Below are 26,599 nucleotides of genomic sequence, written 5' to 3'. Positions count from 1 at the left end.
GTTAATGCGTTACAGGGTTATTTAAATTACTCTGGTATTTTTACTTCTAATTTCTTCTTATTAAACCCATATTGGAATTGTACTGTCCACTGATTTGAGTCTACATTAAATGAAAGGTCCTGGATGATGAGTATCTGTTTTCCGCTGGTCTTTTTCGCTTCAGTGATGGCTTTGCTGACCACCTGTGATTCTGACAAGTTGGCCCCAGTTGGCTTGTAATCCGGCAGGACAGTGATAAAAAGTGCTTCTCCTTGTCCTGGGTAAGATGCTTTCATTGGTCCAGCGGATTCAATCTCGACCCGTTGGCCGACTTTTAGTTTCTTTGAAGCATCTGGAAAGCTAAAGTGGGCTGCTCCGTAGAATTCCTCCTCGCCGCCGTTTTTGCTGAAGTTCTGACTTTGTACTGAGACTGCAAATAAATAATCCTCTGATAAATCCATCACATAAGAGCCTTCCTTAGTTAACTCATCAGTAAACTCTTTTTCAGGATAGAAGGTGTCAGGCTCTCCTTCCTTTGGAGCCATTCTTCCCTGCTGTTCAAAAACAATGTTTCGATCAGGAAAAAGTTTTCTTAATTGTTCCTTTTGCTCCTCTGACAGGAAGTTGTGTCCTATATTTATTTCTCCTGTTTGCGTATCAACAGACGCTTCGAAGTAACCGTGGCTCGGTGTTCCTGGCTGTCTTTTCACTCTCTGGAGTGCTTGAGCCACTTTATTCGTCAACGTATAATTCTCGGTTGTCGTATAAGGGGAATAGTATATGTGGATATATTTCGCTTTGATTTCTCCTGCATCGACCTTGGACTGCATTTCCTCAATGAACCTCTTCAGGCGGTCATCGGCCTTTTTAACACCAATCCAATAGCCCATGCGTTCACCGTTTTGATTGCTGTTTTCAAAGAAAATGACAGCTTCGTCCTCAAGCCCTTTATAGCCGCCATAGACTTTTTCTGAAGTCTCACGGGCGATACTGCCCTCGACTGCCTGCATGGCAAGTGACTCCGCAAGTTCATCCGTCGGTTTGCCGAACACGCCATCCTGGAAATCCTTGCTTTCTTTGTATTCTTCGATTTTCTTATCGCGTTCCGGGGTTTCTTTTACCGTTTGCTTCAGTTTAGCGATGATGGCTCTGTTATTGACCACTTCAATCGTTTCCCAGCCTGATTCATTTACCGGAAGAGCATCTTCGGCAGGCGTGCTTGCCGTCTTGTCAGCCCCTCGCTTTTCCTGAGTATCCTCGTTATTGTCTGTCCCGCATCCAGAAAGGGCAAGTGCCAGTCCTAAAATAGCCGCTATTGCATGATGTTTGCGCATGATTGCCTCCTAAATATTGTTATAAACATAGACGGGCAGGAGGGGAGAAAGTTACAAGAATATGGATCGATTTAACACATTAACGCACTGGGGGTCAGACCCCCGGTGCGTTAATGTGGTGAAGTGTTCAGGTGGAAAAACCCATGATGATGGGGATTAAGGGGATTTAATCAAACGTTTGATTAATAAATTTCTAGCTGCTTTTTATTTAAATCCTCATAAGAAGGTTGTTCTTTTTCATAAAATGCATTGATAAGCATGTAGGGAATGGTTAGGGTGTTTATATAGAGTGTTCTATGAAGGGGGAGTCCGATGAAGAGGGTGCGGAAGGCAATCATTCCAGCGGCTGGATTAGGAACACGATTTTTGCCGGCTACAAAAGCGATGCCGAAGGAAATGCTGCCAATTGTAGATAAGCCGACAATTCAGTATATAGTGGAAGAAGCAATTGCTTCTGGGATAGAAGATATCATTATTGTGACTGGTAAAGGCAAGCGTGCGATCGAGGACCATTTTGATTTTGCCCCGGAGCTCGAGCGTAATCTAGAAGTGAAAGGGAAGCTGGATTTACTAGAGAAGGTGCGCTACTCTACTAACCTTGCAGATATCCACTATATCCGTCAGAAGGAGCCTAAGGGATTAGGGCATGCAGTCTGGTGTGCACGGAATTTTATTGGCGATGAACCTTTTGCGGTGTTACTCGGTGATGATATTGTACAGAGTGAGACTCCTTGTTTAAAACAGCTCTTGAAGCAATTCGAAGTGACTCGTTCTTCTGTCATCGGTGTACAATCAGTACCGATGGAAGAGACCCATCGATATGGAATCATTGATGCTTCTTTACAGGAGGGGCGCCGTTATCAGGTTGAGAACTTAGTTGAAAAACCTGCGCCAGGCACATCTCCATCAAACCTTGCAATCATGGGGAGGTACGTCTTAACGCCAGAAATATTCATGTTTCTCGATAAAATGGAAACAGGTGCTGGAGGGGAAATCCAGTTAACCGATGCGATTCAAAAACTGAATCAAATACAAAGAGTATTCGCATATGATTTTGAGGGAAAACGCTACGATGTGGGGGAAAAGATTGGGTTTGTTAAAACAACCATTGAGTTTGCCTTGAAGGATCAAGAGTTGAGGTACGATATGCTTAAATACCTTAATAACATATTAGAGAGAGAAATGAAGGGAAAAACATACAAAGATTAACGCATTAAAGCGGCGGGGGTCTGACCCCCAGTGGTTTAAAGTGCTAAAGTGTTTGCTGTTATAAACAAAAAAGCGCCGGCAACAGGTGAGTAATTTCTGTTGCCATTGCGCTTTTTTCTTTTATTGCTGTTTTGCTTCTTGCTTAATAACGGAACGTTCTAGGAATCTAGCGTATTCTCCGCGTGTTAAATAACCGTTTCTGTTGAATGGGTTGTTTACAGTTATTCCATTATAGGCGAGCTTGTTAATATTTGCATAGTTAGGGTCGGTGGTTTCAACTCCAGCGAACTTATAGCTAGCTGGAGGATTTTCAAACACTTCACTGTATGCTCGAACTAATATGGTTGCCATATCAGAACGGATCAGCAAATCATTAGGTTTGAATGTACCGCCTGCACCCATGATGCCATGTGCTTCCGCAATCATCATATATTGATATAGTGGATCACTTGCAGATACATCAGTAGCTTTCATTTTATAACCGGAAGGAAGTTTTAAATCCAAAGCTTGAACAATTAAGGCAGCTGCCTGCTTTCTTGGAATCTGTACACCTGCCCGGAATCCATCTGCATAACCATTAATCGTCTTTCTTGTTTGCAGGAAAGTTACCGAACGTTGGACTTCGCCGCTAATATCCGTGAACAGTTTAACATCTTTTGATGTTTGTAGATTGGAAGAGGCCATATATCCATCAAAGTTTGTTCCTTTTACCTTGTAAAAAGCAAAGTGGTTATAGATGCTTGGACTGTCATAAGGACCACCTTCGATTTGAACAGGAGTATAATTAAGGTATCCCGTTGACGTTGTATCGGTAATGGACTTTCTTAATTTTGAAGGAACTCCGAAAGTATTATAGGTATAGCCTATTTCTTTAGCGATGTAATTCTGAGTAGTGTTTGTGCTGGTTGGCCACTGATAATCCACTCCTCCTGGGAATTCCATTAGTTCAGGTGCAGATGGATTAGGATAAGCGATTGACAGTTTTGGTGTATTACCAAGAGGAATCTGGCTATTATCTCGAATAGAATTGAATACTTTTTCCTGATAAGCATTGCTTCCAGAAAAATTCGGGTCATTTCTTTTTGAAAGACCATTGTAAGCCATGACCGCAAAATACCAATCTTCTATTTTATTTTGCTCATGGTTGTTCACCTGTGGTAAATTCTTGTTTTTCCACTTGCGCAATAAGTGATTTGCACCTTGCTCGATGTTGTACTTAGTATCATATTTTAATTTTTCAACATCCACGTTGAACTGGGAAATTTCAGATGGAGTAAGAGTCAATTGCATGATTCCAATGCCGCCATCTGTTGCTTCTATCGGTGTACCATCAGAGTTGAATTGTTTCATGCCTGTTTCTACAAAAGCCATTGCCTTTAAAATTTCTGCAGGAATGCCTTTCGAGACTGCAACTTCTCTTAAAATTTGTTGTGTTTCAACCACACTTAATGGCTGGACGTTCGCTGTAGTTACAACCTTAGTGTTAGTTAATTCCTGAGCACTGATGCTAGGTGCAAAACTCACTAATAAAGTTGCAGCTGCAGCCACTTTAAGTAATTTTTTCATTTTCAATCTCCTCCCGATTAGTAGTTTAACAGATTTTCCAAATATTTTCTTTCTGAAAAGAAGATTAGGATAAAAGTTCTAGTAAACTATTTGATTATTTTTATAATTCTTACATTGACCAGTTCATTTTAACTACTTAAAATAGATAGTAATCATATTCTTAAAAAAAGTGACGGGATGTTAATTGAAAATTGAGAGTGTTGTCTTCGTAATTAATAATCACATGGAAAAGCAGCGTTATGGTACAGCAAGAGAAGTTATCTTAAGAGAGTGGAAGCGTATTACGGAGCCAACCAACTTCCAGATGCTAGGTCAAGAAGCCAAAGAGCTTGTAAAGGTTATTGTAAAAGAAAAAGAAACAAACGAATTTGCTCTTTTAAGTGATCAGGATAAGCGAATCCTGCGTTTGCTTAATGAAGCGGTCCGCGACGTCAAACTTCCATATGCTAAGAAAATATTTTTTGAGCATCAGGAATTAATCGACCAGGCTCACGCTCAGAAATGGCTTACAGCAGATGCAAGGTTTATGTGCTTTGCATGGAAAAAGAATGCTTAATAATAAATCGGGGTCAGTCTTTGGTGCTTAATAGCGCGAGGGACTGACCCCTTTCTTTTTAAAAAAACGCGGTATTACTCTTAAACTTTCTTAACTTTTCCATTGCACCGGCTCTCCAGGCTTTCACAGAGGAAAGGGAGACTTCTTCAATATCTGCTATTTCTCTAATGTTAAGCCCCTTCAGAAAATGGTATAAAACCCATTTGATTTGGTTCTCGGTTAAATGGCTGTTTTTACAATAAAAAAGAAGTGTGTCTTCCTCAAGAGGTATAATGGGAAATTCGTCCTCTATGTTTACCCAGTACTCCTCTTTAGCAGTTGTGGTTGATTCTGCAACTTTATTTGCTTTTGTCATTTCGTTTTGGATTTTTCCTTTGATGATCGAGTAGGCATAGGTGGTGAAGTCGCCTTTACCGGAGTCGAACCTTTTCGATGCTTCCCAGAGACCGATCAGGGAGAGCTGATAGAATTCGTCTTTGTTTTTGTAAATGTTGAGCGATCGGATGATTTTATGGATCATCGGTGTGTATTGGACTGCAAGCTGTTCGAAGCTTTCCATTCTGAATCCCTTCAGAAAGCGCGCTTTGCAACTGTATTCCCGGGTACCTCTAACATAATGGAATGGCTTTATGGTATCGAATTACGGAAAATTGAATTTTGGAAGGGAAAAAGTGTGGGAAATACGATTTGGGGCAAGAAAAATAAATTTTCAGAGCTGATTATTGATTTTTAGTAAGTTATCAGACTATTTGCAGGGGAGGTTTAAGTTTTTCATAAGATGTCTCTTTTTCGGAGTTCTTTGTATATAGATGATGAGTATATTTTCATCTCAATAAATAGAGGGGAGGACGATAGGAATGACAAGGGATGAAGTAGTGAAATTGCTGACAATGAGCCAGAGTTATTATCAAAGCTTTAAAGTAAATCAGCACAAAATCGATGATTGGTATGAGGTGTTGAAAAGTTACTCATTTGACACACTTAAGAAAAACCTTAAAGTACATGCAACCAAATCGGCTTACCCACCAAGCGTAAAAGACCTGATCAGCGGCCCGTACCGAGATCCAGGCACCCGTGCAGTAGCAAACCGGCCAGAAACCGAACTGTTTAGCCAAGCAAAGCATTAACGCACTGGGGGTCTGACCCCCGCCACAGTAAAGCGTTAATGCGTTGGGGGTCAGACCCCCGGCGCTTTAACGCGCTGGTGAACTGACCCCCATTTTGTATTTAACTAGATTTAATTAGGTCGGCTACTAGGATGTAACGTTGTGGAGCATCCCCAATGAAATCAAAGGGGTAGCACGTTGTAACGGTGAGTGTAGGCCTGGGTTTTGGGACGATGACGGTTCTGTCATCGGCGTCAACAATTCGTACTTTCCTTATCTTGTAGGTGAACTCTCCGGCTTCAGTCGAGACAACCAGCAGATCACCTTTTCCAACTTCGCCTAGCTTGCGAAATACTGTGTCTCGATGCCCTGACAGGACGGAGTTGTCTTTTTCGCCGGGAAGCACGCTGCCTGCGAAATGGCCAACTCCTTTTTCCAATTCATCTTCGTCTGTTCCATGGTAGATTGGCAAATTGGCCTCAAGCTTTGGGATTGAAAGGTTGCCGATCATTTCACCTTGGTCAGGGGCTTTCGGATACAAACTATTGCGGGACGGCTTTGGCTCTTCTTTTTCAGGCTTGCTCGCAAGGACTTGTTTCGGCTCTGTCTGTTCAGTTTTGAATAGCAGGTACCCCTTCATGAATTTGAAGGCGTTTGACCCGCTGAACCATAATCCAAAGACGATGATAGCAACAGATAATGAAAGAAGAACCAATTTACCGGTTCTTCTTTTTTTCATAGTATTAAGCACGTTTTACATTCACTTTCCTGAATACAAACGCTCCTAAAAGAACGATTGCCAGTCCAGCTAATGTGTTTTGCAGATAGTTGGAAGCTGTGTTTGGCAGCTTTCCGCCTTTTACTGTCTTAGCAACAGGCTTATCAGCAGGCATTTTTTTAACAGCTGCAGCTACTTCTTCAGCAGCTTCAGTTGTCTGCTCAAGGTTTTCGCCTGTTTCTTCCATGAACTCTGAATCAAACATATCCTTCGTAATGATCATGTCAGCTAAAAGTTCACCATCTAGATTGGAGATTTTGATAAGTAAATCTGCACCCTTAGTAGAATCCATTTGCATTAATGAAGTGAATGAAACAGGAGTTGTCTGTCCATCCTTTGTTAAAAAGTACTCTACATCAAGTTGCAGCAATTCAAGAAGGTCGTTCCAAACATCGATGAACTCTGCGATCTCTTCTGCAGAAAGATCAGTCGCACTGTCAAACTCAGGGAAGTCCATTAGACGTGTGCCAATCTCTTCCATTCCGATGAAAAATTGCTCGGCATCCAGTTCAGGATTTTCGATGATTGCGATCACATGGTTGGCCAGGCGGTTCGCTTCAGCAAGTGACAGGCCGAAAGAATCCAATGTATTGATTAAGTCATCTTTTGAATGCATGAAGTATAGTTGGGAAACAGCCCATGAAAGATCTTCAATCGTTTCGTAGTTATCAATCGAATCTCCGGATTCGTTCAAGAAACGCTCTAGTTCTTCTCTTGATTCGAAATCGAACTCATCTAGAAGGAATTGAAGCGTCTCATCCGTAATTGGTGTCATTTCTTCAGCATACAGCCAATCCGTAACGTCAAAATAAAGATCATCGAAGAATACGTACTCATCCAAAGAAGTACCATGTTCTTCAAGCATTAAGTTAAAATCTTCTTCAGTCAATTCAAACTCTGCAAGAAGTTCCTGCAAGTTGTCTTCGTTCAGTAAATCTCCCAAATACATGGTTAATTCTTCGAGTGACTCAAAATCTTCCAATGTATAGTCGTGCATGTCGCTTAAATAAGAAACAAACTCTTCCTCTGACATGCCAATTTCCTTAAGATAATTCTGGAACTCAGGATCCTGAGCATCCACAGCCGCAAAAGCAGCATAAGGCATAGCCACAAATGTTAGTGATAAAGCTAAAATGATAGATAAAATGCGCTTCAACAAACTTCCTCCTACTAATATTACAGTTATATTGCAAAATTATTATAGCTGGATTTCAAAGATTCAGATAGTAGTATTATTTGGTAAATCTAGGTGTGAATCCAGCATAGAATTAAGACATTCAAAAACCTGCTTCACCGCGTTAAACTATTGGGGGTCTGACCCCCACCCCGACAATGCGGTGATGTGATAAGGTTATTTTGGTTATACTGTTTGAGGGGGTGATGTTTAGTGTTTGGTTTGGTTATTATTGGATTGGTTGTTGTTGTGGTTGTTCTTTTCGTGATGAGAAAGAGCATTAGTGATTCTCATAAAGTAGAGGCTGCTCCTGAGGCGGCGGGGATGAATTTTGATTTGGAGAATGTTCGGCCTTTTTTGGAGATGTTGTCCTCGGTTTTTGATTCTGGTTTCTCTGAGCGGGAGATTGACTTAATAGAGTCTGGAATAGAAGTGATGGATACAGATCATGAGGAAAAAGAGATTGGCACGTTCAGCATTACCTGCCAGGGAAAACCCCGTAAGGTTCGAGTCGTAGCTGAGATTCATATCGAGGATGAGGCTAAGGAATGTGTTTTATACATGTTTAGTCAGCCTGAGATTGTTCAGGTGATTGATGAGGAAATGATGAAATTCTCAGAGGAAATGGATATGTAGCTGAAGAGCAGTCTAGTCTCAGTGAGATTGGCTGCTTTTTGTGGTCAAATCTTTTGAAACGAAAACAATCAGCAGTAATTATGAAATTTTTAAGGCAATGTGCCCATCGAAGATGAAACTCCAAGTTTGTCCTATTCATGAAGTATTAAGTTCTATTTTGTCGCTGAATTAGGACGTTTTATCTGTAGTTCATACGGATGAAATTAAATTTCTTTACAATGACAAAATAGTATAAACGAAAATCATCATACTATCAATCTCGTCTTTTTATTAAAAAAAGATATGACATGAAAAGTTATGTTGAAATAGAAATATTTGTATACAGATAAATAATATTCTTATTATAATATACCTACATAAGTATTTGTTTGGAAAACATACGTTGTTTTACTCCATAGAAATCTCCAAAATTTTCTCATCTAGAATCCATCCACATTTATATTTAATTTTCTTTCTCCTCTTTTTATTATTTTGCAATATTACTATTCTAATCGGAACTCATGCTATTTAAAGTCAGGAGGTGAGTGTTAAAAGTACTCGATGGATTCACTGAAAAATATAAACTCTGGGGAATTCGTTAACAGCATGATTTCCTGGGATGGCTGTTGGTTTAAACCAACTTAAATATTCCCCTTTTTCGCAAATTATGCATAAGGTGAGGCGTTTATATGAAGCAAGTTAAAGAGGATTATCTTATCAATGAAAAAACCGTGCTGCTGACTGGAGAGTATGTAAAGAATGGCCGCCATTGGACAAGGGTAATCGAGGGTGAAGAAACATTCCTCGTAAGAAAGCGCCCAATTGAACTGATTAATAAGGCGCTGCTGTGTTTGGGGTCGGACTTCAGGGCGGCCCGCAGAAGTTCCAAGTAGATACTCGGAGAATGTCATATGTGTCCGATCAGGGTCAATTGCAATCTCGGAATATGGCTTTTCCCTACAAAATCGTACAGAGATGAGCATTGCATCTGGTTTTCGTTGATGCACGTTAAAGACACGAAGCCTTGTGGAATAAGAAGAACAAAGGTTTATCTCAGTTATAACCATGAATTTGAAATCGAGATGAAGGAATCATCTTTTAATAATAAAAAGAATAAAGCGAATCAGTTAAGAGAGAATATGCTGAGGAATGCACAAAGTCCCCTTACATTTTACCTGGAGCCGAAAAAAGGTCTTAAAATCATTGAAGGGCCTGGGTTAAATCGGTATGAGCTGAAGAAAGATTAAACGTGTCTGGCACCTTCCAAATAATAGGAAGGTGCCAGACACGTTTATTTTGTCGGTAAAGGTGGGTAAGTAGATAGTAACAATCTACCAAACCGAAAGAGGTGTTGATCATGAACAACGACAAGAAATCGAATTACTATAAGCCCGAAGAGCATAGAGGACTATTTATGGATATCTTAGAGACGGATGATAACACACAGCACCTTCTCAATCAGGAAAAAACGCGATACACAAAAGGCGCTGATGAGATCATCGACAAGGTCCAAAATGCTTTCCTTGAAAAAAGAAGAGCTGAAGAAATTGACCGATCCCTTGAAAACCGTGATAAAAAGAGATTTATGGCATTGACTTCAGAAGGCTGGGAAGAGGTTTTATAAATAAATCGCATACTGAATAAGTATATAAAACGTCATCTATTCGTAGTTGACGTCTTTTTCTGTGTGAAAATCTATCAATGACCAAGTCAGAAGTCACCGTAATAAAATCTTCTTGTCCCTCCTATTAAGTTTTATTTCCAACATATTGTCCAAACCAATTAACTCCAAAATAAATACTCAAGAAAAAATGATAAATTCCTTCGCTTTTACTCGCGGCAATGACTATTAAACTAATATTTCGAATTAAATTGGTAAAAAAATAGTCTAATAGTCTTGAATTTTACTGATATTTCAATATAATAATATTTGGGTAATTTTTCTATAAATAGAAAAAATATAATTTTTTACCGTTATTTTCGTTTTTAACGATTATATAAATTGATTATGGGGAGTGTCGATGATTTTGGGGAAAAAGAAGTATGAGAAGTTTTTAGCTGCTGCTGTATCTGCAGCAGTTGTTACAAGTGCTGCAACACCTGTTATCCAAGCTGAAGCAAGTTCTTTTAGTGATATACCACAGACTTCAGCCTATTATGATGCTGTACAGTCCATGACTTTAACAGGGGCAATCTCAGGTTATGCAGATGGAACTTTTAGACCGCATTTAAATGTAACTAGGGCACAAGCTGCCAAAATGCTGGCTTCTGTGTTAAAGCTGGATGTTACATTAGAAAAACAAGTTTCATTTTCTGATGTAAACAAAGATGCGTGGTTTGCTGGTTCTGTATCTGCATTAGTGAATAAAGGAATCATTTCTGGATATGCAGATGGAACTTTTAGGCCCAATGACACAATTACTAGAGCGCAAATGGCAAAAATGCTTGTTAATGCTTTTGAATTAACAGGCAAGGAGTCAAAAAATAGTTTTAAAGATGTTAAGCAGGGAGATTGGTTCTTCCAGTACGTGAACACGCTTGTTGAAAATAAGGTAACAGTAGGTAAATCACCTTCAGAATTTGGTCCTGGAGAAGCAGTGACTCGCGGCCAAATCGCAATTTTTATCCATAATAGTAATAAGATTGTTAAGACACCTGAAGTGCCTGCAGACAATGGGGGAGTTGTTGTTCCTTCAAATCCAACACCACCGCCAGCTACAGAGCCGCCAACACCACCTTCCACGGTAGATTTTTCAAAGCCAATCAGTGAAGCTGGTACTTACGGTCCTGCATCAGGAACCCAGACGATTAATGGTGATGTAGTCATTTCAAGTCCTGGGGTTACCCTTCAGAACGTTAATATTACTGGTAACCTTATTTTAGGTGCGGGCATTGGTGAAGGGGAAGTTTATTTAAATGGAGTAACTGTTTCTGGTACCACTGAAGTAAGAGGTGGCGGAGAGAACAGTATCTACTTCAATGATACAGTTCTGGCAACGGTCATTGTAAATAAGAATGATGGGAAAATTAGGATTGTCGCTGAAGGATCCACTGTTGTTGCTGATTTGCAAATTGAATCTTATGTAAAAGTAGAAGAAAAGAACTTGGATCAAGGTGCAGAAGGTTTTACTAATGTTGTTGTCGCAGAAAGTGTTCAAAGTACTGATCCAGCGCTGGCTGTTTCGTTAACAGGGACGTTTGATACTGTTAATTCAAGAGCTACAAATGTTCGAATTAATTTAACAGAACAAACAGACATCCAGACTTTGATCATTAACGCATTAGCTACAGTATTAGGAACAGGAACTATTTCAACTGCGGAAATTAATGCCGCAGGTACATCGCTTGAGACGCGTCCAAGTAATCTTGTTTTAACTATTCCTCCGGGTGAAAGCATCCAGATTGGGACAGGTGATCAAGTTCAAACAGTTACAGAGAGCTATTCAGATATTGAAACCACTGTTTTAACGGGTGCCTCTGCAACCCAAGGAATCATTGATGTAAAAATGGATTCCTTTGTCGCAGACTTAAACGAAAGTGATTTTACAGTGTCAGCTAAGCTGATTGGAACAGATGGAACTGAAGAATCAGTTGAATTACAAAACCTTTCATACCATCCAAACCAGCAGCGTTTTACATACGAACCGGTAGCATTGGAAGGAAATGCTGACAAAGCCCTTCATATTACAATTGCGCCGGCAAGTGAAAAAGTAAGTGGAGAAGCACGAACCGTTGAGGTTAAGCTTGGAACTGGTTTCGAAGGTAGAATTACTGATATCTATGGTGTAGGTGTCGCTGGTCTGAAAATCAAGTTCAGAGCGGGTTCAGGTACTACAACTGGTGAGGTTGCAGGAGAAGCAACTACTGATAAATATGGATATTATTCTGTATCATTACCAGCAGGAATTTATACTGGAGAACTTTCTGGTCAAGGATATATGACTTCCTATATGCTTGGTACTGCAGAGACCAACCGGTATGTAGTAGAGCAAAATGAAACAGCAATTCGCGCCGCAGCAACAAATGAAGTGAAAGTGATGCTGTCATGGGGTGAAAACCCAAGTGATTTAGATTCCCATTTATATGGTTATACTCCAGATGGAAAGGGAATGTTCCACACTTGGTTTGCTGATGAAATCCATTCTGAAAATGGGGAGCGGATTGTTGACCTGGACTGGGATGATGTTGATTCATTTGGTCCCGAAACGACTACAATCCGTAAAATAAAAGATGGAAAATATAAATTTATTGTTCATAACTTCTCTGGTGAAACTCCACTATCAACTTCAGGTGGAAAAGTAGAATTCTTCAAAGGGAACTCGACTACTCCGGATTATACTTTTAGTGTGCCTGAAGGGGACGGAACGGAACGTTACTGGATTGTATTTGAAATGACAGTCACTAATAATGGCGAGAATATTGATGTTGAGGCTATCAATACGTTAACCAATGAGGAGCTGGAATTTTATGCAGGTCCAGAAGCTCAGGAAGTTATGATTGATTCAGATACTCTTGAAGAGGGAACCTTAGAAGCTGGGGATACAATCGATTTAAAATTCAATACAGTTTTAGAAAATAGCAATGGCGAAGCGGTAGAAGCCGTTCGTAATGCATTAGCGGGAACGGAATTTGATGGAAAAGTCGAAGTATCCTCTGTCGCGGGTGAAAATTTAGATACTGATGTCATTAGATTGAAAGTTTTAGAGGGACAATCTGTAAACCTTTCAATGGTAGGTGAAATTTATCTGCCAGAGGGAGTAGTTACGGATACGGATGGAGTAAAAAATCTAAGTGATATTTATTTCGGTTTATACGGAAATGGTGATCCGGGTTATCCAGGAAATGAATATCTGGAATATAATATTGATTCCATTACTAACGGTGGTTTGTACCTTCCCCTAAACACAGAAGAAGTAGGAGCCTTTGCTACAATCAGCAATGGTGACTCCGTATTACAGGAAGACACTGGCGATGGAAGTGGTGATTACACTTATGAAACCCAAGGTCCAGACTTTGGAATCATTCATCTTAAAAAGGAATATATGGATAGCCTGAATTTACAGGCAGGTGACCTTGTTGATTTCACCCTTTCCTCTGAATCTGGTGAACAGTTAAAAGTGGTCACTGTGGAGGCTGTAGACTATCCTACGTTCACTCATAACTTTAATTTTGTTGATCCGGAAGGAAACCCGGGTGTGGTTGCAGTTTATTTATCTGAAGCGTTAGGATCCTCTGTTGGGGTTGAATTAGAGAACAATGCAGACGTATCTGCTTCTGTTTCAGTTGAAAAAGATTCTGAGATCATTAACGGTACAACTTCAGTCTATTTACAAGACTTTGATGGCGACAGCAGTAATGGAAAGCGTCCAGCAATCGTTATTTCCGGGCCAGAAGGAGCACTAATTGAAAGACCGTTATCTGTCATCATCGACAATACCTTGTTTGATTTAGATGGGAATTCATTTGGTCCGAATCATGGTTTTTATATCCCGAATATGTAAGAAGTAAGATTGCAGGCATCATCCAATAATTGGGGGGTGCCTGTTACTTTTATTTTGCCACTGCTTACCCACTTTATAGTAAACTAGTTAAAAAGAAAGCAATTAAGGGAGATAATCATATGATTTTAGTTGTTGGTGGTGCTGGTTATATCGGCAGTCATCTTGTTGAAAAGCTGGTTAAGACGAATGAAGTTGTGGTATTGGATAATCTTTCGACTGGGCATCAGAGAGCGATTGACACCCGTGCTGTGTTTGTGAAGGGTGACCTTGGGAACGAAGCGGACCTTGAGGCTGTTTTTGGCAGCTATCCTATCAAGGCAGTCATGCATTTTGCGGCTAATAGTCTTGTAGGAGAATCTGTCTTGGATCCGCTGAAATACTATGAGAATAATGTGGCTTCTACACTTACACTTTTAAAAGTGATGATGAAATACGATGTGAAGAACTTTATTTTTTCATCGACGGCTGCTACGTATGGAATTCCTGATGTGGATATCATCAGTGAGGACAGCCCGACGGTTCCGATCAATCCATATGGCCAGTCAAAGCTGATGGTGGAAAATATTTTAGCGGATTTCGCGCATGCATATGACCTGCGTTATGTGGTTCTGCGCTATTTTAATGCAGCCGGAGCAAGCGCTTCTGGAAGAATCGGTGAAATGCATGATCCAGAAACGCATCTGATTCCAATCATCCTGCAGCATCTGTTGGGACAGCGTGAGCAAATTTCCGTTTTTGGAGACGATTATGAAACGCCGGATGGAACGTGCATCCGTGATTATATACATGTGACGGATTTGGCGAATGCCCATATTGCTGCGCTTGAATCCCTGTTGAATGGTCAGAATAAGGCCGCCACATATAATCTGGGCAATGGCCTTGGCTATTCTGTAAAAGAAGTAATCGATATGTGTGAGAAGGTTACTGGACGCAAGGCGAATGTCGTCATGGCTGACCGCCGAGCAGGTGATCCGGCAAGATTGGTTGCATCTGCAGATAAAATTCACCAGGCTTTGGGCTGGATGGCAGAGCGGGATTTGGAAAAGATTATTGCTAGCGCTTGGGTGTGGCATCAGAGTATAGAATAGATACTTAGCAGAACCCTCCCAAATCCTGAAAATAGTCCAAATCATTCAATGACTGAAGGTTGTTATCTTAAATTTCTTGATTTTGTAAAAAATAATATAAAAATATTACGTAAATCGAAACGAAAAATTATAACCTAGAATGTATGAGCTAGTAAACAACCAATTATTGGGTATTTACTAGCGCTTTTTTATTATGATAATAAAATTCTAATTCTTTTGAAATAGTATTCTGATAGATATTTACTACTAAAGTAATATATGGTATTAATTAAATAATCGGAATCTTTATAAATTCCAGAATATTAGAGAAAGGAGTAAATTTCTGAAATCTAGCAAGTTTACTTAAGGGGGAAAATAGGTGTTTAAAAAAGGTATTGTTAGTGCTCTAGTATTATCGATGGCATTTTCGAATGCTGCCATGGCTGCTGTTCCAGAACCTGCAGCAAAGGTCAAACCAAAGGTTCAAAGAAGCTTAACTGATGCTGCTGTTCAATACAATGAGAATCAAAAGGTCCGTGTAATCGTTGAGCTTAAGGATAAGCCTGCTATTGATTTTGCTCAGAAAAAAGGAGTGAAATACAGCGAGCTTGATGAAGCGACAAAAGAAAATTTGGAATCCGCGGCACTTAAGCAGCAGGAAGAGGTAGTTTCTCAATTAAGCACAAAAAAATTGAATGTAAAAGTTCTCGAGAATTTTACAACAGTAGTGAACGGATTTAGTGCTGAGGTAGAGTACGGGAACATTAAATTTATAAAAAATCTGGAAAACGTTTCAGATGTTTATATTACACATGAATACAAGCGTCCTGAAGTAAAGCCTGAAATGCTTTACAGTAAGGAATTGGTTGAAGCTCAAAAAGCTTGGGATGATTATGGCTATAAAGGTGAAGGAATGGTTGTAGGTGTTATCGACACTGGTATCGACCCTTCTCACCGAGATATGATTTTATCTCCTGAAACAGAGGAAGAGCTCACTAAAGAAGAAGTGGATGGAATTGTTAAAGAAAATGGCCTAAAAGGTAAGTATTATACGGAAAAAGTACCTTATGGCTACAACTATATGGATGACAATGATACCATTCTTGACCTTGGAAAAGAAGCTTCCATGCACGGAATGCACGTATCAGGTACTGTTGGTGCTAACGGGGATGAAGAACACGGCGGAATCAAGGGGATCGCTCCTGAAGCGCAAATCCTTGGCCTGAAGGTATTTGGTAATGATCCTGAAATGCCGTCTACGTTCAGTGATATTTATGTAAAAGCGATTGACGATGCAATCAAGCTTGGTGTAGATGTTATCAACATGAGCTTAGGTTCAACGGCTGGATTCGTTTTACCGGATGATCCGGAGCAAAAGGCTGTTCAAAAAGCAGTTGACAATGGTGTGCTAATGTCTATCTCTGCTGGTAACTCTGCTCACTTCGGAAATGGATGGACTGCGGCTAACCCGAACCCGAACAACCCTGATATTGGAGTATCTGGTTCTCCAGGTGTTTCTTACAACTCCTTACAGGTAGCGTCATTTGAAAATAAATTCATGGATCTTGATGCGATCACAGCTAAAATTGGAGATGCAGAAAGCAAATATCCATTCTTGTCTGCAAGCTCTGTACACCCGAATGATATTGAACAGAAGGCTTATGATGTTGTGTATGCAGGTTTAGGCCGTAAACCAGGAAACTCTCCAACTGCTCCTGAAGCAGATGACTTTGTTGGACTCGATTTAACTGGAAAGATTGCCTTGATTAAGCGTGGAGAAGCAGGCTTCGTTGACAAAGCTAAGAATGCGCAGGCTGCAGGAGCGGCTGCTGTCATCATCTTTAACAACGCGGATGGTTATGTAAACATGGCTTCGGATGCTTCGATCAAAATTCCGCAGCTATTCATGCTGAAGACAGATGGTGACGCATTAAAAGCTGCACTTGATGCAAAACAATCAGTAACATTGGAATTCAAAGGCGATGTAACAAAAGCTTCGAATCCATCAGCTGATAAAATGAGTGATTTCACTTCATGGGGATTAACTCCAAACCTTGATTTCAAACCTGAAATCACTGCACCAGGCGGACAGATTTTATCAACATTCAATGATAACAAGTACGGAATGATGAGCGGTACATCAATGGCAGCTCCACACGTATCGGGCGGTTCTGCTCTAGTACTTGAACGTGTTGACGCAGAGTTTGGCGTGAAGGGACTTGCAAGAGTTAACCTTGCTAAAAATATTCTTATGAACACTGGTGCACCAGTTATCGATAAGGGTGCGATCAATAAAATGTTTGAATTTGGCATCCCTTACTCTCCAAGACGCCAGGGTGCTGGTTTAATGCAGCTGCATGCAGCATTATCGACTCCTGTCGTTGTGACTGAAAAAACAACAGGAGAAGCAAAGGTTGCTTTACGTGAAGTAGGAGACAAGGCTACTTTTACATTAAAAGCTAAGAACTATTCTGATAAAGCGGTTAGCTATAATGTAGGCGTCAATGTCCAGACTGACCTTGTTCTTTTCGGAGAAATGGGCTATGAAGCTAGCAAACTTGAAGCGCAGCCATTAGAAAACGTTCCAATGACTGTGAACGGTGTTGAATTCGATCCTGAAGCCAAGCCGGTTATTGAACTAGCTGCAGGTGAGGAAAAAGAAATAACAGTTGAACTTGATCTTTCTGCTTCTATGGTAATAAACCGTAATGCAAGTGGATATGTTCCTGCAACAGATGTTTTCAAGAACGGCTATTTTGCAGAAGGTTATGTTACTCTAACAGATACTGCTGACACTAATCCGGCGCTGACAGTTCCTTACGTTGGCTTCAAGGGTAAATGGGGACAGGCTCCAATTGTGGATGCACCAATGTGGGATGAGAACACATTCTACGGAATGACTGGACTATTGGATGAGAACTATAACTTCCTTGGCTATGACGTAGCGAACGATGAAGTGAAGCCTGAGTACATGGCATTCTCACCAAATGGCGACGGCTCACAGGATAAGGTAATTCCACTTGTTTCATTCCTAAGGAATGCAAAGCAGGTAGAATACAATGTCCTTGATAAGGATGGCAAGAAAATCCGTACTTTACGTACAGAAAACAACGTTAGAAAGAATTACTATGATGGTGCAAGAAGCCCAGAGTATTCTTTGAACCCTGCAAGAGCATGGGATGGCGTGGCTGATCTTAAGAAAGTTCCTGAAGGAGACTACCAGATCGAAGTTCGTGCGGTCGTAGACTACCCAGGTGCTGAATGGCAGTCATTCAAATTCCCTGTAAAAGTAGACGTAACAGCTCCAACAGTTGAAGCAGCGTTCAATGCTGAAACGAAGGAATTGACGCTTACAAATGCGGCTGACAATGAAAACGGAAGCGGCCTGGCTTATGTGGATGTCCTTGTTGATGGCGAGTCTGTATTAGATGCTCCAATAACTGGAGACGGCACATATACACTTAGCAAAGTTTCTGAAACTAATTATGTAGATGTTGTAGCTGTTGATTATGCTGGTAACATTACAGTAGTTAACGCTCAGGATGCTGTTGATGTAGAAATTCCAGATGTACACGTATTGACTCCAGAGGCATTTGGAACAATCAATTCGAAAGAAACAGTTGTTTCTGGATGGGTTGCTGACACTTCTGGCATCCATGACTTGAAAGTAGCTGGACAAGATACAGAGCTGGTTTATAACGTTCAAGAAAAGCGTTATGACTTCTCAACTAAATTGACTTTCGATACTGATGGAGTAAAGTACTATGACATAAGTGCTGTCGATGGAAAGAACAACAAAATTTCCTTCAAGCGTACAGTATTCGTGGATTCAACGGCTCCTACTTTAAAAGTAAAAGGAGCACCGGGAGCGGTTGCACCAACAGTTAATAAGGTTCCTGTATCACTTGAAGTAGCTGACAACTTCGATGAAATCCGTGTATATGTAAACGGGAACGAAGTATTCTTCAACGAATTCCTTGAGCCATACGCAATGCGCAATTTCAAGAAGACAATCGACGTTGATTTAGATCTGAAAGATGGCGACAACGACTTCGTATTCGAAGTGACTGACCTTGCTGGCCACAAAACTACTGAAAAAGTAACAATCAAGAAACTGGTTGAAAGCGGAAATCCTGGCGGCGGAACTGTCCCTGGACCAGCTCCAGCTCCAGTGCCAAACACTGATCTGGGTCAAGTTGATGTTGATACTTCTAAGGGCGAAGCAACAGTATCTGTTGATGAGCAAAAGTTCGCAGCAGCTCTTAACGATTCTTCAAGCAAAAATGTAACTCTAGACCTATCTTCTGTTTCAGACAAAGTGTCTACAGTTAAAGCAAAACTTCCTGCTGACTCAGTAGCTAAAGCTGCAGAAAGCAAGAAGAGCCTGACTCTTAAGACTGGCAGTGAATCAGTTGACGTTCCAGCCACTGTTTTAGCTGACCTAGCGAAAGAAAAAGGTAATGTTATCTTCACGATCGGTAAAGCAGCAGTGAAAGCATCAGCTGTACAAGCACTTGCTGAAGTGAACCTGTCCGTAGTAGTTGAGAAGGATGGAAAGCAAACTGCTTATACGAAGTTCGATAAGCCAGTAGCTGTTTCTGTATCTGTAAGCGGTAAGACATTCACAGATAAGCGCAAGGTTGCTGCATACGCTGTAACTGGCGGCAAGCTGGATTACGAAGGCGGTAAAGTAACTGGAGAAACATTCACATTCAAGACTCACCAGACTGGCAAGTTCGCTATCTATGAAAACAGCAAGACTTTCAAAGATATCAAGACTCACTGGGCTAAAGATGAAATTGAAGTTTTAGCTTCCCGCGAAATCATCAAAGGTAAAACAGATGAGTTGTTCGCTCACGGCGAAAGTGTCACTCGTGCACAATTCGCAGTGCTTGTAGCACGTGCATTGAACCTTCCTACTTCCGAGTACAAAGGAACATTCAAAGATGTACCTGCAAGCTACACTTGGGCAGCACTTGAAATCGAAGCAGCAAACCAAGCTGGAATCATTTCCGGTATGGGCAATGGCAAATTTGCTCCAAACGAGAAGATTACCCGCGAACAAATGGCGGCAATGGTAATCAGAGCGATTCAATACAAAGACGCTAGCGTTCTTGACGGAGTAAAAGCACCAGCTTCATTCAAAGACAGCAATAAAGTCAGCAACTTCGCGAAAGACTACGTAGGCAAAGCAGCAGCACTTAAGCTTGTAAACGGCTACGCAGACCAAACATTCGCACCAAAAGCCGACACAACACGCGCCCAATCAGCAGTCATCCTATACCGTCTATTAGACGCACTAGGTGAACTGAAGTAAGCGTAATTTAACACACTAAAGCGTTAGGACTTTCCCTCATTGGGGGTCAGACCCCCGGCGCTGTAAAGTGGAAAAGTGAATGTGAAAGACACCATCCTGAGGGATGGTGTCTTTCATTTTTTTACTTAGAAAATGGATAAATTTTGCTGGTATTGGTCGATATAATATAGAGGGTTTCCGAAATCACTTTCAATAAGGGGATAGTATTATGGACAGTAGTTTTACATTAATCTTTTCAGATATAAGGATTAAATGGTATGACAATTCTCCAGATATCGATATTATGATAGATTACGCTCGCCTTAGTAGAAATTCAGTAGAGTCAAATACCGGTGTTGTATATTCAACCAAAGTTATTCCTGGCAATGTTAATGGATTTCTTCAGTTACCCAATAGATTTTATATTAAGGTAACCATCTATAGAGAGTCCCTTATCAGATTAAAGCCAAGTGATTTAAAATCCTGTAAAATAGAGATAAACAACCTAAGCAGCACAATAAAATTTTCTATTGTGGACAAGAAATTTTTTTCTAAAAGGGTTGCTCGGGGGAAATACGAAAAAACATTATTGTTAGAGTCTCCAAGTCTTAAAGACCTCTATATGAATGTGGTCATCACGGCAGATTTAAAAGAATTGGAGGCAAACTTAATAACTTTAAGAGACATAGAGAAGGTGTCGAAGCTTATTGCCAAAGATACCGTGAGAGCAGACCGATTTCAATATGATCATGTTCCTAATACAGATGGGAACAGAAATAGGCATGAATACTTTGCTGGCACAGGAAGTAATATTGGAAAAGGAAGATAGTAATCTACTGGCAATTTAAGAAATAGAGGGTAATATTGATGAATGATTTTATTGCGAAAGTAAAAGAATCGGGTGTGTCAGAACTCTTTTGGATAGTAGTTGGAATCATTTTAGGTAAAGTCATAGAAATTATTATTATATCTGTAAAAAGGAATTTCCTGCGATACCAGATGAAAAAGAGAATTAAAAAAGAAGAAGGTATTGCATTAGAAAGCCAAAAAATACTTTCCCTGGATCACGGGGACCCTGCATATGACCTGCATGATATTAGTATAGAAACAGGGGATAAGAAATTGTTTGTGGATTGTCCTGAGGATTTAAAAGCCATTATATCTCGTATGGATCCGGAAATGAATTTTTCAAAGAATTATTCCTTTAATAGAGGAGAGAGTTTTGAAGACCTTGCAGGTATCACCGCAATTGGAAACCTTACTGGCTTAATTGAAAAGCATAGTAGAATTGCTGCAAAGCATTTTATAACTAAACTGGAAAATGGACATACCATTTTTAACGGGAAAAAATATGGTGTTTATCGGATTCAAAGAAAAAGGAATGCCGATGAAGATGAAAACGCATGCCTCAGGCTGGACTTATTTGAAACGGATTATTTCACTCACCTAGTTTTTCGTTCAATATATCAAGAGCTGAAAGAAGAAGGACATCCAATAAGCAAGATAACGAAATTGGAAGATTTGCAGCCATACTTCCCATTTACCACCTCGTTTGGAATGAATACATTTATTATCATTGAAACACCAAGTACAGATGAAGTTGTTTTTGCAAAAAGATCCAAATATCTAAATTCGGGCAGCGTTGAAAGTAAATGGCATGTCACAATGAATGAGGGGTTAACGGAAACTGATAAAGAAGGAAGAGAAATCAGCCTCATTAAATGCATGCATCGTGGCCTTAGAGAGGAACTCGGAATAAGAGAAGAGCATCATAAATCTATTATTGATGAGAAATTTATGGATTTATTCATTGAACTGAATAAATTCGAGATTGGGCTAACCTCTTTTGTGAAAATGGATATGACTATGGGAAAACTGCAAGACCTTTATAGTGTAGCAAAAGATGGAGAACTTGAAACCGATGGACTTACTGCCATTCCTATAACGGAAAGAAAACTTAACGAATTTATCAAAAATGAATCACTAACAGTTGCAGCCAAATACACTTTGAAAATGTATCTATCAAGAAGAAAGTATATCGAAAAGTAAGGTCCTTTTGAGGACACAAATGTATAAAGCATAACCCAAGCGAGTGCCTGATCCTCACGCTACGCCGCGTTAAAGGGGTGGGGGTCAGACCCCCATCTCTTTAAAGCGTTAAAGGCGTGTTGGTTGATACGAACTTATTATTCTTTGATCGAGATTGATGATTCTGTGCCGCCTTCAACTACAATGACTTTTGAGTATTCTTCGGATTTCCTCTTAGGTATTTCGATTACAAAGGTTCTTTGAGTGGCGTCGTCGGTGCAATTTCCGTCGGGCGATCTCAGATTAATTGTGATCTTTTGCTCCGTTAGTTTCACATCTTGGGAATTTAGCTCTAATGGGCAGCTTCCTGATTCCTCAACACCCAGGAAAAGGATTTCTTTTGTGTTGAAATCAATCTGAGGTCTTTTTGTCATTAACTGAAAAGATTTCCACGTTTTTTCAAAGTCGTTTTGATTGCTGACTTTATTTACTGCATAGGAATAGTGAGGAGCCTCCTCACGCCGAAATGCAACCTCATAAAAATTCTCAGGCCAAACCTTTTCCGAGTCTACAATTCTTATATCCCGGGCTTCAGTTTCATCATTGCTTTCACATCCAATTAACATTAAAGAAAAGAATATAGCAATAAACAAAGCAAACATCCATTTCATTCAAGCACCACTCCTTCGTTAATTTGACGTATAGGTTAGGGAAGAGTTTCACCATCGTTTATTAGTAGTATCATCGCACTAACGCATCACTGTACTGGGGGTCAGACCCCCGGTGCGTTAATTCGTTAAAGACGCTGGATGATTCCCTTTGAATTGAAACGTATTTATATTTCAAAACGTCTATATGTACAAAATGATAATTGTTCGTTTGGCAGTAGGCTCATTATAGAAGCGAGGGGTTCGATTATGAAGGGTATGATAAGAGTATTGATCGCTATGTTTATCGGTTTGTTTTTTGCGACAGCAACCCCAATGGCAGCGCCACCGCCAACAGAAGTAAAGGAAAGAAAAGATGAAGCTCCTTTACATTTAATCGGAACAGTCACGGCTGATGAGCTCTTTAAGGATACATCCAAGAGTGAGCAATTTCCACAGCAAGTTAGAAGTATGAAGCTTAAGGTAGACCGAATGATTAGGGTGCCCAGTACAGAGAAAGAAAAAACAAGCATTGAGGTGTATTATTGGTATATTCCATCCTGGCAGGCAAGAGAGTATACCGGTGGAGAAAGGGTGGATATTGCAGTAGGAGATATCATAGAAATTTGGTTGGTTGAAGGAGAATACGGCTGGGAACCGGCATTAGGCGGTAATACGGTCAACCATATTAAATATGCGGAAAATCGAGAGGAACCGATCCCTGAACCATTCTTGCATTCAATTGAAAGAAAAACCTCCTCACTTTTAAAGGAAAATACTGAAGAAATCGTCCTGATTCTTTTGTCTCTGGTTCTGATTTTAATAGTTATTAAGGCAAGGAAATCCATAAAGTAGATTCACCAAGTTTCGTTCAAAGCGAATTTTTAAATAGTAATTTTAGGAAATAAATTTCTAACTCTAAGCCTTTACTCATCCTTTAACGCACTGCACCTTTGNNCAAAGGTGCAGTGCGTTAATTTGTTAAAATCTAGCATATTAAGAGCTCGATTGTTAAATAAATATTAATTTTAAAAAAATGTGTTAACTTTTGTATTTTAATAGGCTAAAATAATCATTGCAACCGATTACATTATTTAGGGGGAAAAATCTTGAAGAAGATTAAAAAGATAGCTGCTACAGCATTAGCGCTAGGTATAATCGTGCCACAGGCTACACCGTCAATCTCTTATGCCGAAGTGATGGACGAAGATGTAGTAAAACTCCGAATTCTTGAAACTACTGACTTACACTCCAACATCATGAACTATGACTACTACCAAGATAAATCTGTATTAAACTTTGGCTTTGCTAAAACAGCTACATTGATTAAAAAAGCAAAAGAAGAAGCACCGAACAGCCTGTTGTTTGACAACGGTGACCTGATTCAGGGCAGCCCGATGGGAGATTATGTAGCGAAGATTAATAAATTGGCAAATGGCGAAACTCATCCGGTTTATAAAGCTATGAATCTTATGGGTTATGATGCAGGCAACCTTGGAAATCACGAATTCAACTATGGTCTTGATTTCCTTAATCTTTCATTGAAGGGTGCGAATTTCCCTTACGTAAATGCCAACGTTTATATCGATGATGCAACTGATGACAAAAATGCATTCACCCCTTATGTAATTATAGATAAAGAAGTGACAGATGCAGACGGCGAAAAGCACACTCTTAAAGTAGGGGTAATTGGTTTCGTTCCTCCGCAAATCACTCAGTGGGATGCTACTCGTATTAGCGGTAAAGTCATTGCGAAGGACATTATCGACACTGCTAATAAATTCGTTCCAGAAATGAAAGCAAAGGGTGCAGACTTGATCGTAGCTATTCCTCACTCAGGAATTGACGCGACTGCAAATGGAAAGAATGAAGAAAATGCTGTTTACAACCTGAGCAAGGTTGAAGGAATCGACGCTATTCTATTTGGACACTCTCACGCAACATTCCCAAGTGCTAAATATGCTTCAGTACCTGGTGCTGATCTTGAAAAAGGTACTTTAAACGGAGTTGCGACTGTACAAGCAGGTATGTGGGGAGATAATCTAGGCCTTATCGACATGACGATCGAGAAGGATGCACAAGGAAAATGGACAATCAAAGATACAAAGAGTTCTACTCGTCAAATTTTCACTAAAGATGCAGCTGGAACTACTTCAAATGCTGATGCTGATCAAAGCATTGTAGATGCGGTAAAACATGAGCATGAAGCTACAATTGAATATATGAAGGGCGAGCTTGGTAAAACAACAGCTCCAATCAATAGCTATTTCTCTCAAGTCAAAGACAATGAAGCAATCCAGGTGTTGAACGCTGCTCAAAAATGGTATACAGAAAAGGCGATTCAGGGAACTCCATATGAGAAACTTCCTGTCCTTTCTGCAGCTGCACCATTCAAAGCAGGTACACGTGACAATCCAAACTACTACACTAATGTTGCAGCTGGAACTTTGCAAATTAAAAATGCAGCAGACTTGTATTTATACGACAACAACACTTTACAGGCTATTGTTGTAACTGGTGCACAGCTTAAAGAATGGTTAGAAATGTCCGCAGGCCAATTCAACCAAATTAAAACTGATACAAAAGATGAGCAAAACATCGTAAACGGTGATTACCGTTCATATAATTTCGATGTTATCGATGGTGTTACTTATGAAGTGGATGTTACAAAAGCAGCGAAATATGATGGAAACGGAAAAGTTGTAAATGCAGACTCAAGCCGTATCGTTAACCTGCAATTTGACGGGAAAGCCGTTGATCCAGAACAACAATTTGTAGTAGCAACAAATGACTATCGCGCTTCTGGTACATTCCCAGGCGTTAAAGGCACTGAAATTATCGTAAAAGCTCCAGAATCAAGCAGGGAAGTTGTTTCTGCGTATGTAATTGAAAAGAAAATTATCGACCCAACTCCAGACTTAAACTGGTCATTTAAAACAATTAACGAAGATGTGAATGTATACTTCTTATCTTCACCAGAAGGTCAACAGCATGTTAAGGATACGGACAACTATAAATATGTAGCAACACAAGCAGACGGATTTGCTAAATATGCTCTTGATATGAAAGTTAAAGCTACAAACCCTGTACCACCGCAGAACCCTGGGGAGCCACAAAAACCAGAGCCAGGTAAATTACCAGAGAAGTTCAAGGATGTTAAAAAAGACTACTGGGCTTTTGAATTCATTGCTGAATTAACAGAAGCAGGAATTATCAAAGGTCAATCAGCTGACAAGTTTAATCCAAGCGGAAATGTTACAAGAGGTCAATTTGTATCTCTACTCGCCCGTACATTAAAGCTTGAGGCAACAAAAGACCACCCATTCAAGGATGTTGCTGGAGCTCTAGAAGCTGACATCGCAGCAGCTTATGAAGCAGGTATCACAGCTGGTATGAGTAAAGACAAGTTTGATCCAAATGCCTCCATCAATCGTGAGCAAATGGCAGCAATGCTTGTCCGAGCATACGAAGTTAAGACTGGCAAAAAGTATGACCCGCAAGCACCAGCTAAATTTACTGACGCTGAAAAAGCATCAAACTTCGCGAAAGACTCAATCAATGCAGTAAACGAACTAGGCTTCATGGTAGGAATCGGCGGCGAATTCCAGCCAAAGAGCAAAGCAACAAGAGCACAAGCAGCAAAAGTTGTATCATTACTATTAAACAAATAAACAAACCTTACAGAAAGCCCTCCAAATTGGAGGGCTTTTTAGCGCTTTAAAGTGCCGGGGGTCAGACCCCCG

18 protein-coding genes and 1 pseudogene are annotated in these 26,599 nt (G+C 40.2%); 13 read left to right on the top strand and 6 right to left on the bottom strand.

Annotated features, from left to right (window positions below; all coding sequences use genetic code 11):
• Nucleotides 1-26: 26 nt before the first annotated feature.
• Nucleotides 27-1,313, bottom strand: a complete 1,287-nt coding sequence (locus tag V7201_RS06335) for a DUF3221 domain-containing protein (RefSeq protein ID WP_335375946.1) — start codon at nucleotides 1,311-1,313, stop codon at nucleotides 27-29.
• Between the two features lie 312 nt (nucleotides 1,314-1,625).
• On the opposite strand from V7201_RS06335, the gene galU reads away from it, so the two are divergent.
• Entirely contained in the window at nucleotides 1,626-2,522 is an 897-nt protein-coding gene (galU, locus tag V7201_RS06330; protein ID WP_335375945.1) for a UTP--glucose-1-phosphate uridylyltransferase GalU, read from the top strand.
• A gap of 120 nt (nucleotides 2,523-2,642) precedes the next feature.
• On the opposite strand, the gene V7201_RS06325 is transcribed toward galU, so the two are convergent.
• Nucleotides 2,643-4,088, bottom strand: a complete 1,446-nt coding sequence (locus V7201_RS06325; RefSeq protein ID WP_335375944.1) for an S-layer homology domain-containing protein — start codon at nucleotides 4,086-4,088, stop codon at nucleotides 2,643-2,645.
• Nucleotides 4,089-4,272: 184 nt separating this feature from the next.
• Between V7201_RS06325 and V7201_RS06320 the strand changes: the two genes are divergently transcribed.
• Nucleotides 4,273-4,644, top strand: coding sequence for a hypothetical protein (locus V7201_RS06320; RefSeq protein ID WP_335375943.1), 372 nt, complete (start codon nucleotides 4,273-4,275; stop codon nucleotides 4,642-4,644).
• 58 nt (nucleotides 4,645-4,702) lie between these two features.
• Here V7201_RS06320 and V7201_RS06315 read toward each other — a convergent pair whose 3' ends face one another.
• The gene (locus V7201_RS06315) at nucleotides 4,703-5,203 is read right to left on the bottom strand and encodes a sigma-70 family RNA polymerase sigma factor (RefSeq protein WP_335375942.1); all 501 of its coding nucleotides are present in this window, start codon (nucleotides 5,201-5,203) and stop codon (nucleotides 4,703-4,705) included.
• 298 nt (nucleotides 5,204-5,501) lie between these two features.
• On the opposite strand from V7201_RS06315, the gene V7201_RS06310 reads away from it, so the two are divergent.
• Complete coding sequence (locus tag V7201_RS06310; protein WP_335375941.1) at nucleotides 5,502-5,771, top strand: replicative helicase loader/inhibitor; 270 nt, start codon at nucleotides 5,502-5,504, stop codon at nucleotides 5,769-5,771.
• Between the two features lie 100 nt (nucleotides 5,772-5,871).
• Here V7201_RS06310 and V7201_RS06305 read toward each other — a convergent pair whose 3' ends face one another.
• Together V7201_RS06305 and V7201_RS06300 are read right to left on the bottom strand one after the other, a co-directional pair.
• Nucleotides 5,872-6,489 (bottom strand): class D sortase, encoded by a 618-nt coding sequence (locus V7201_RS06305; RefSeq protein ID WP_335375940.1) that lies wholly within the window; start codon nucleotides 6,487-6,489, stop codon nucleotides 5,872-5,874.
• A 4-nt stretch (nucleotides 6,490-6,493) separates the two neighbouring features.
• Nucleotides 6,494-7,684, bottom strand: coding sequence for a processed acidic surface protein (locus V7201_RS06300; RefSeq protein WP_335375939.1), 1,191 nt, complete (start codon nucleotides 7,682-7,684; stop codon nucleotides 6,494-6,496).
• Between the two features lie 231 nt (nucleotides 7,685-7,915).
• On the opposite strand from V7201_RS06300, the gene V7201_RS06295 reads away from it, so the two are divergent.
• From V7201_RS06295 to V7201_RS06260, 8 genes and pseudogenes are all read left to right on the top strand, one after another.
• Nucleotides 7,916-8,338, top strand: coding sequence for a hypothetical protein (locus V7201_RS06295; protein ID WP_335375938.1), 423 nt, complete (start codon nucleotides 7,916-7,918; stop codon nucleotides 8,336-8,338).
• A 668-nt stretch (nucleotides 8,339-9,006) separates the two neighbouring features.
• Nucleotides 9,007-9,564 (top strand): annotated as a pseudogene (locus V7201_RS06290) (competence protein ComK).
• A 110-nt stretch (nucleotides 9,565-9,674) separates the two neighbouring features.
• Complete coding sequence (locus V7201_RS06285; protein ID WP_335375937.1) at nucleotides 9,675-9,941, top strand: IDEAL domain-containing protein; 267 nt, start codon at nucleotides 9,675-9,677, stop codon at nucleotides 9,939-9,941.
• Between the two features lie 397 nt (nucleotides 9,942-10,338).
• Nucleotides 10,339-13,818 carry an S-layer homology domain-containing protein gene (locus V7201_RS06280; RefSeq protein WP_335375936.1) on the top strand — a complete coding sequence of 1,160 codons (3,480 nt, stop codon included), beginning with the start codon at nucleotides 10,339-10,341 and terminating at the stop codon, nucleotides 13,816-13,818.
• A 119-nt stretch (nucleotides 13,819-13,937) separates the two neighbouring features.
• Nucleotides 13,938-14,906 carry a UDP-glucose 4-epimerase GalE gene (gene galE, locus V7201_RS06275; protein WP_335375935.1) on the top strand — a complete coding sequence of 323 codons (969 nt, stop codon included), beginning with the start codon at nucleotides 13,938-13,940 and terminating at the stop codon, nucleotides 14,904-14,906.
• A 358-nt stretch (nucleotides 14,907-15,264) separates the two neighbouring features.
• Entirely contained in the window at nucleotides 15,265-20,202 is a 4,938-nt protein-coding gene (locus tag V7201_RS06270) for a S8 family serine peptidase (RefSeq protein ID WP_335375934.1), read from the top strand.
• A gap of 208 nt (nucleotides 20,203-20,410) precedes the next feature.
• Nucleotides 20,411-21,010, top strand: a complete 600-nt coding sequence (locus tag V7201_RS06265; RefSeq protein WP_335375933.1) for a hypothetical protein — start codon at nucleotides 20,411-20,413, stop codon at nucleotides 21,008-21,010.
• Between the two features lie 38 nt (nucleotides 21,011-21,048).
• On the top strand, nucleotides 21,049-22,230 hold the full coding sequence (locus tag V7201_RS06260; protein ID WP_335375932.1) for a hypothetical protein: 1,182 nt from the start codon (nucleotides 21,049-21,051) through the stop codon (nucleotides 22,228-22,230).
• 137 nt (nucleotides 22,231-22,367) lie between these two features.
• Here V7201_RS06260 and V7201_RS06255 read toward each other — a convergent pair whose 3' ends face one another.
• Nucleotides 22,368-22,880, bottom strand: coding sequence for a hypothetical protein (locus tag V7201_RS06255; protein WP_335375931.1), 513 nt, complete (start codon nucleotides 22,878-22,880; stop codon nucleotides 22,368-22,370).
• 246 nt (nucleotides 22,881-23,126) lie between these two features.
• On the opposite strand from V7201_RS06255, the gene V7201_RS06250 reads away from it, so the two are divergent.
• Both V7201_RS06250 and V7201_RS06245 read left to right on the top strand, forming a co-directional pair.
• The gene (locus tag V7201_RS06250) at nucleotides 23,127-23,711 is read left to right on the top strand and encodes a hypothetical protein (RefSeq protein ID WP_335375930.1); all 585 of its coding nucleotides are present in this window, start codon (nucleotides 23,127-23,129) and stop codon (nucleotides 23,709-23,711) included.
• Between the two features lie 254 nt (nucleotides 23,712-23,965).
• Complete coding sequence (locus V7201_RS06245) at nucleotides 23,966-26,527, top strand: bifunctional 2',3'-cyclic-nucleotide 2'-phosphodiesterase/3'-nucleotidase (RefSeq protein ID WP_335375929.1); 2,562 nt, start codon at nucleotides 23,966-23,968, stop codon at nucleotides 26,525-26,527.
• Nucleotides 26,528-26,599 lie beyond the last annotated feature (72 nt).

The organism is Bacillus sp. JJ1122 (genome assembly GCF_036964885.1).
Classification (GTDB): domain Bacteria; phylum Bacillota; class Bacilli; order Bacillales; family Cytobacillaceae; genus Mesobacillus.
This window is presented reverse-complemented; position numbering and strand designations above follow the sequence as displayed.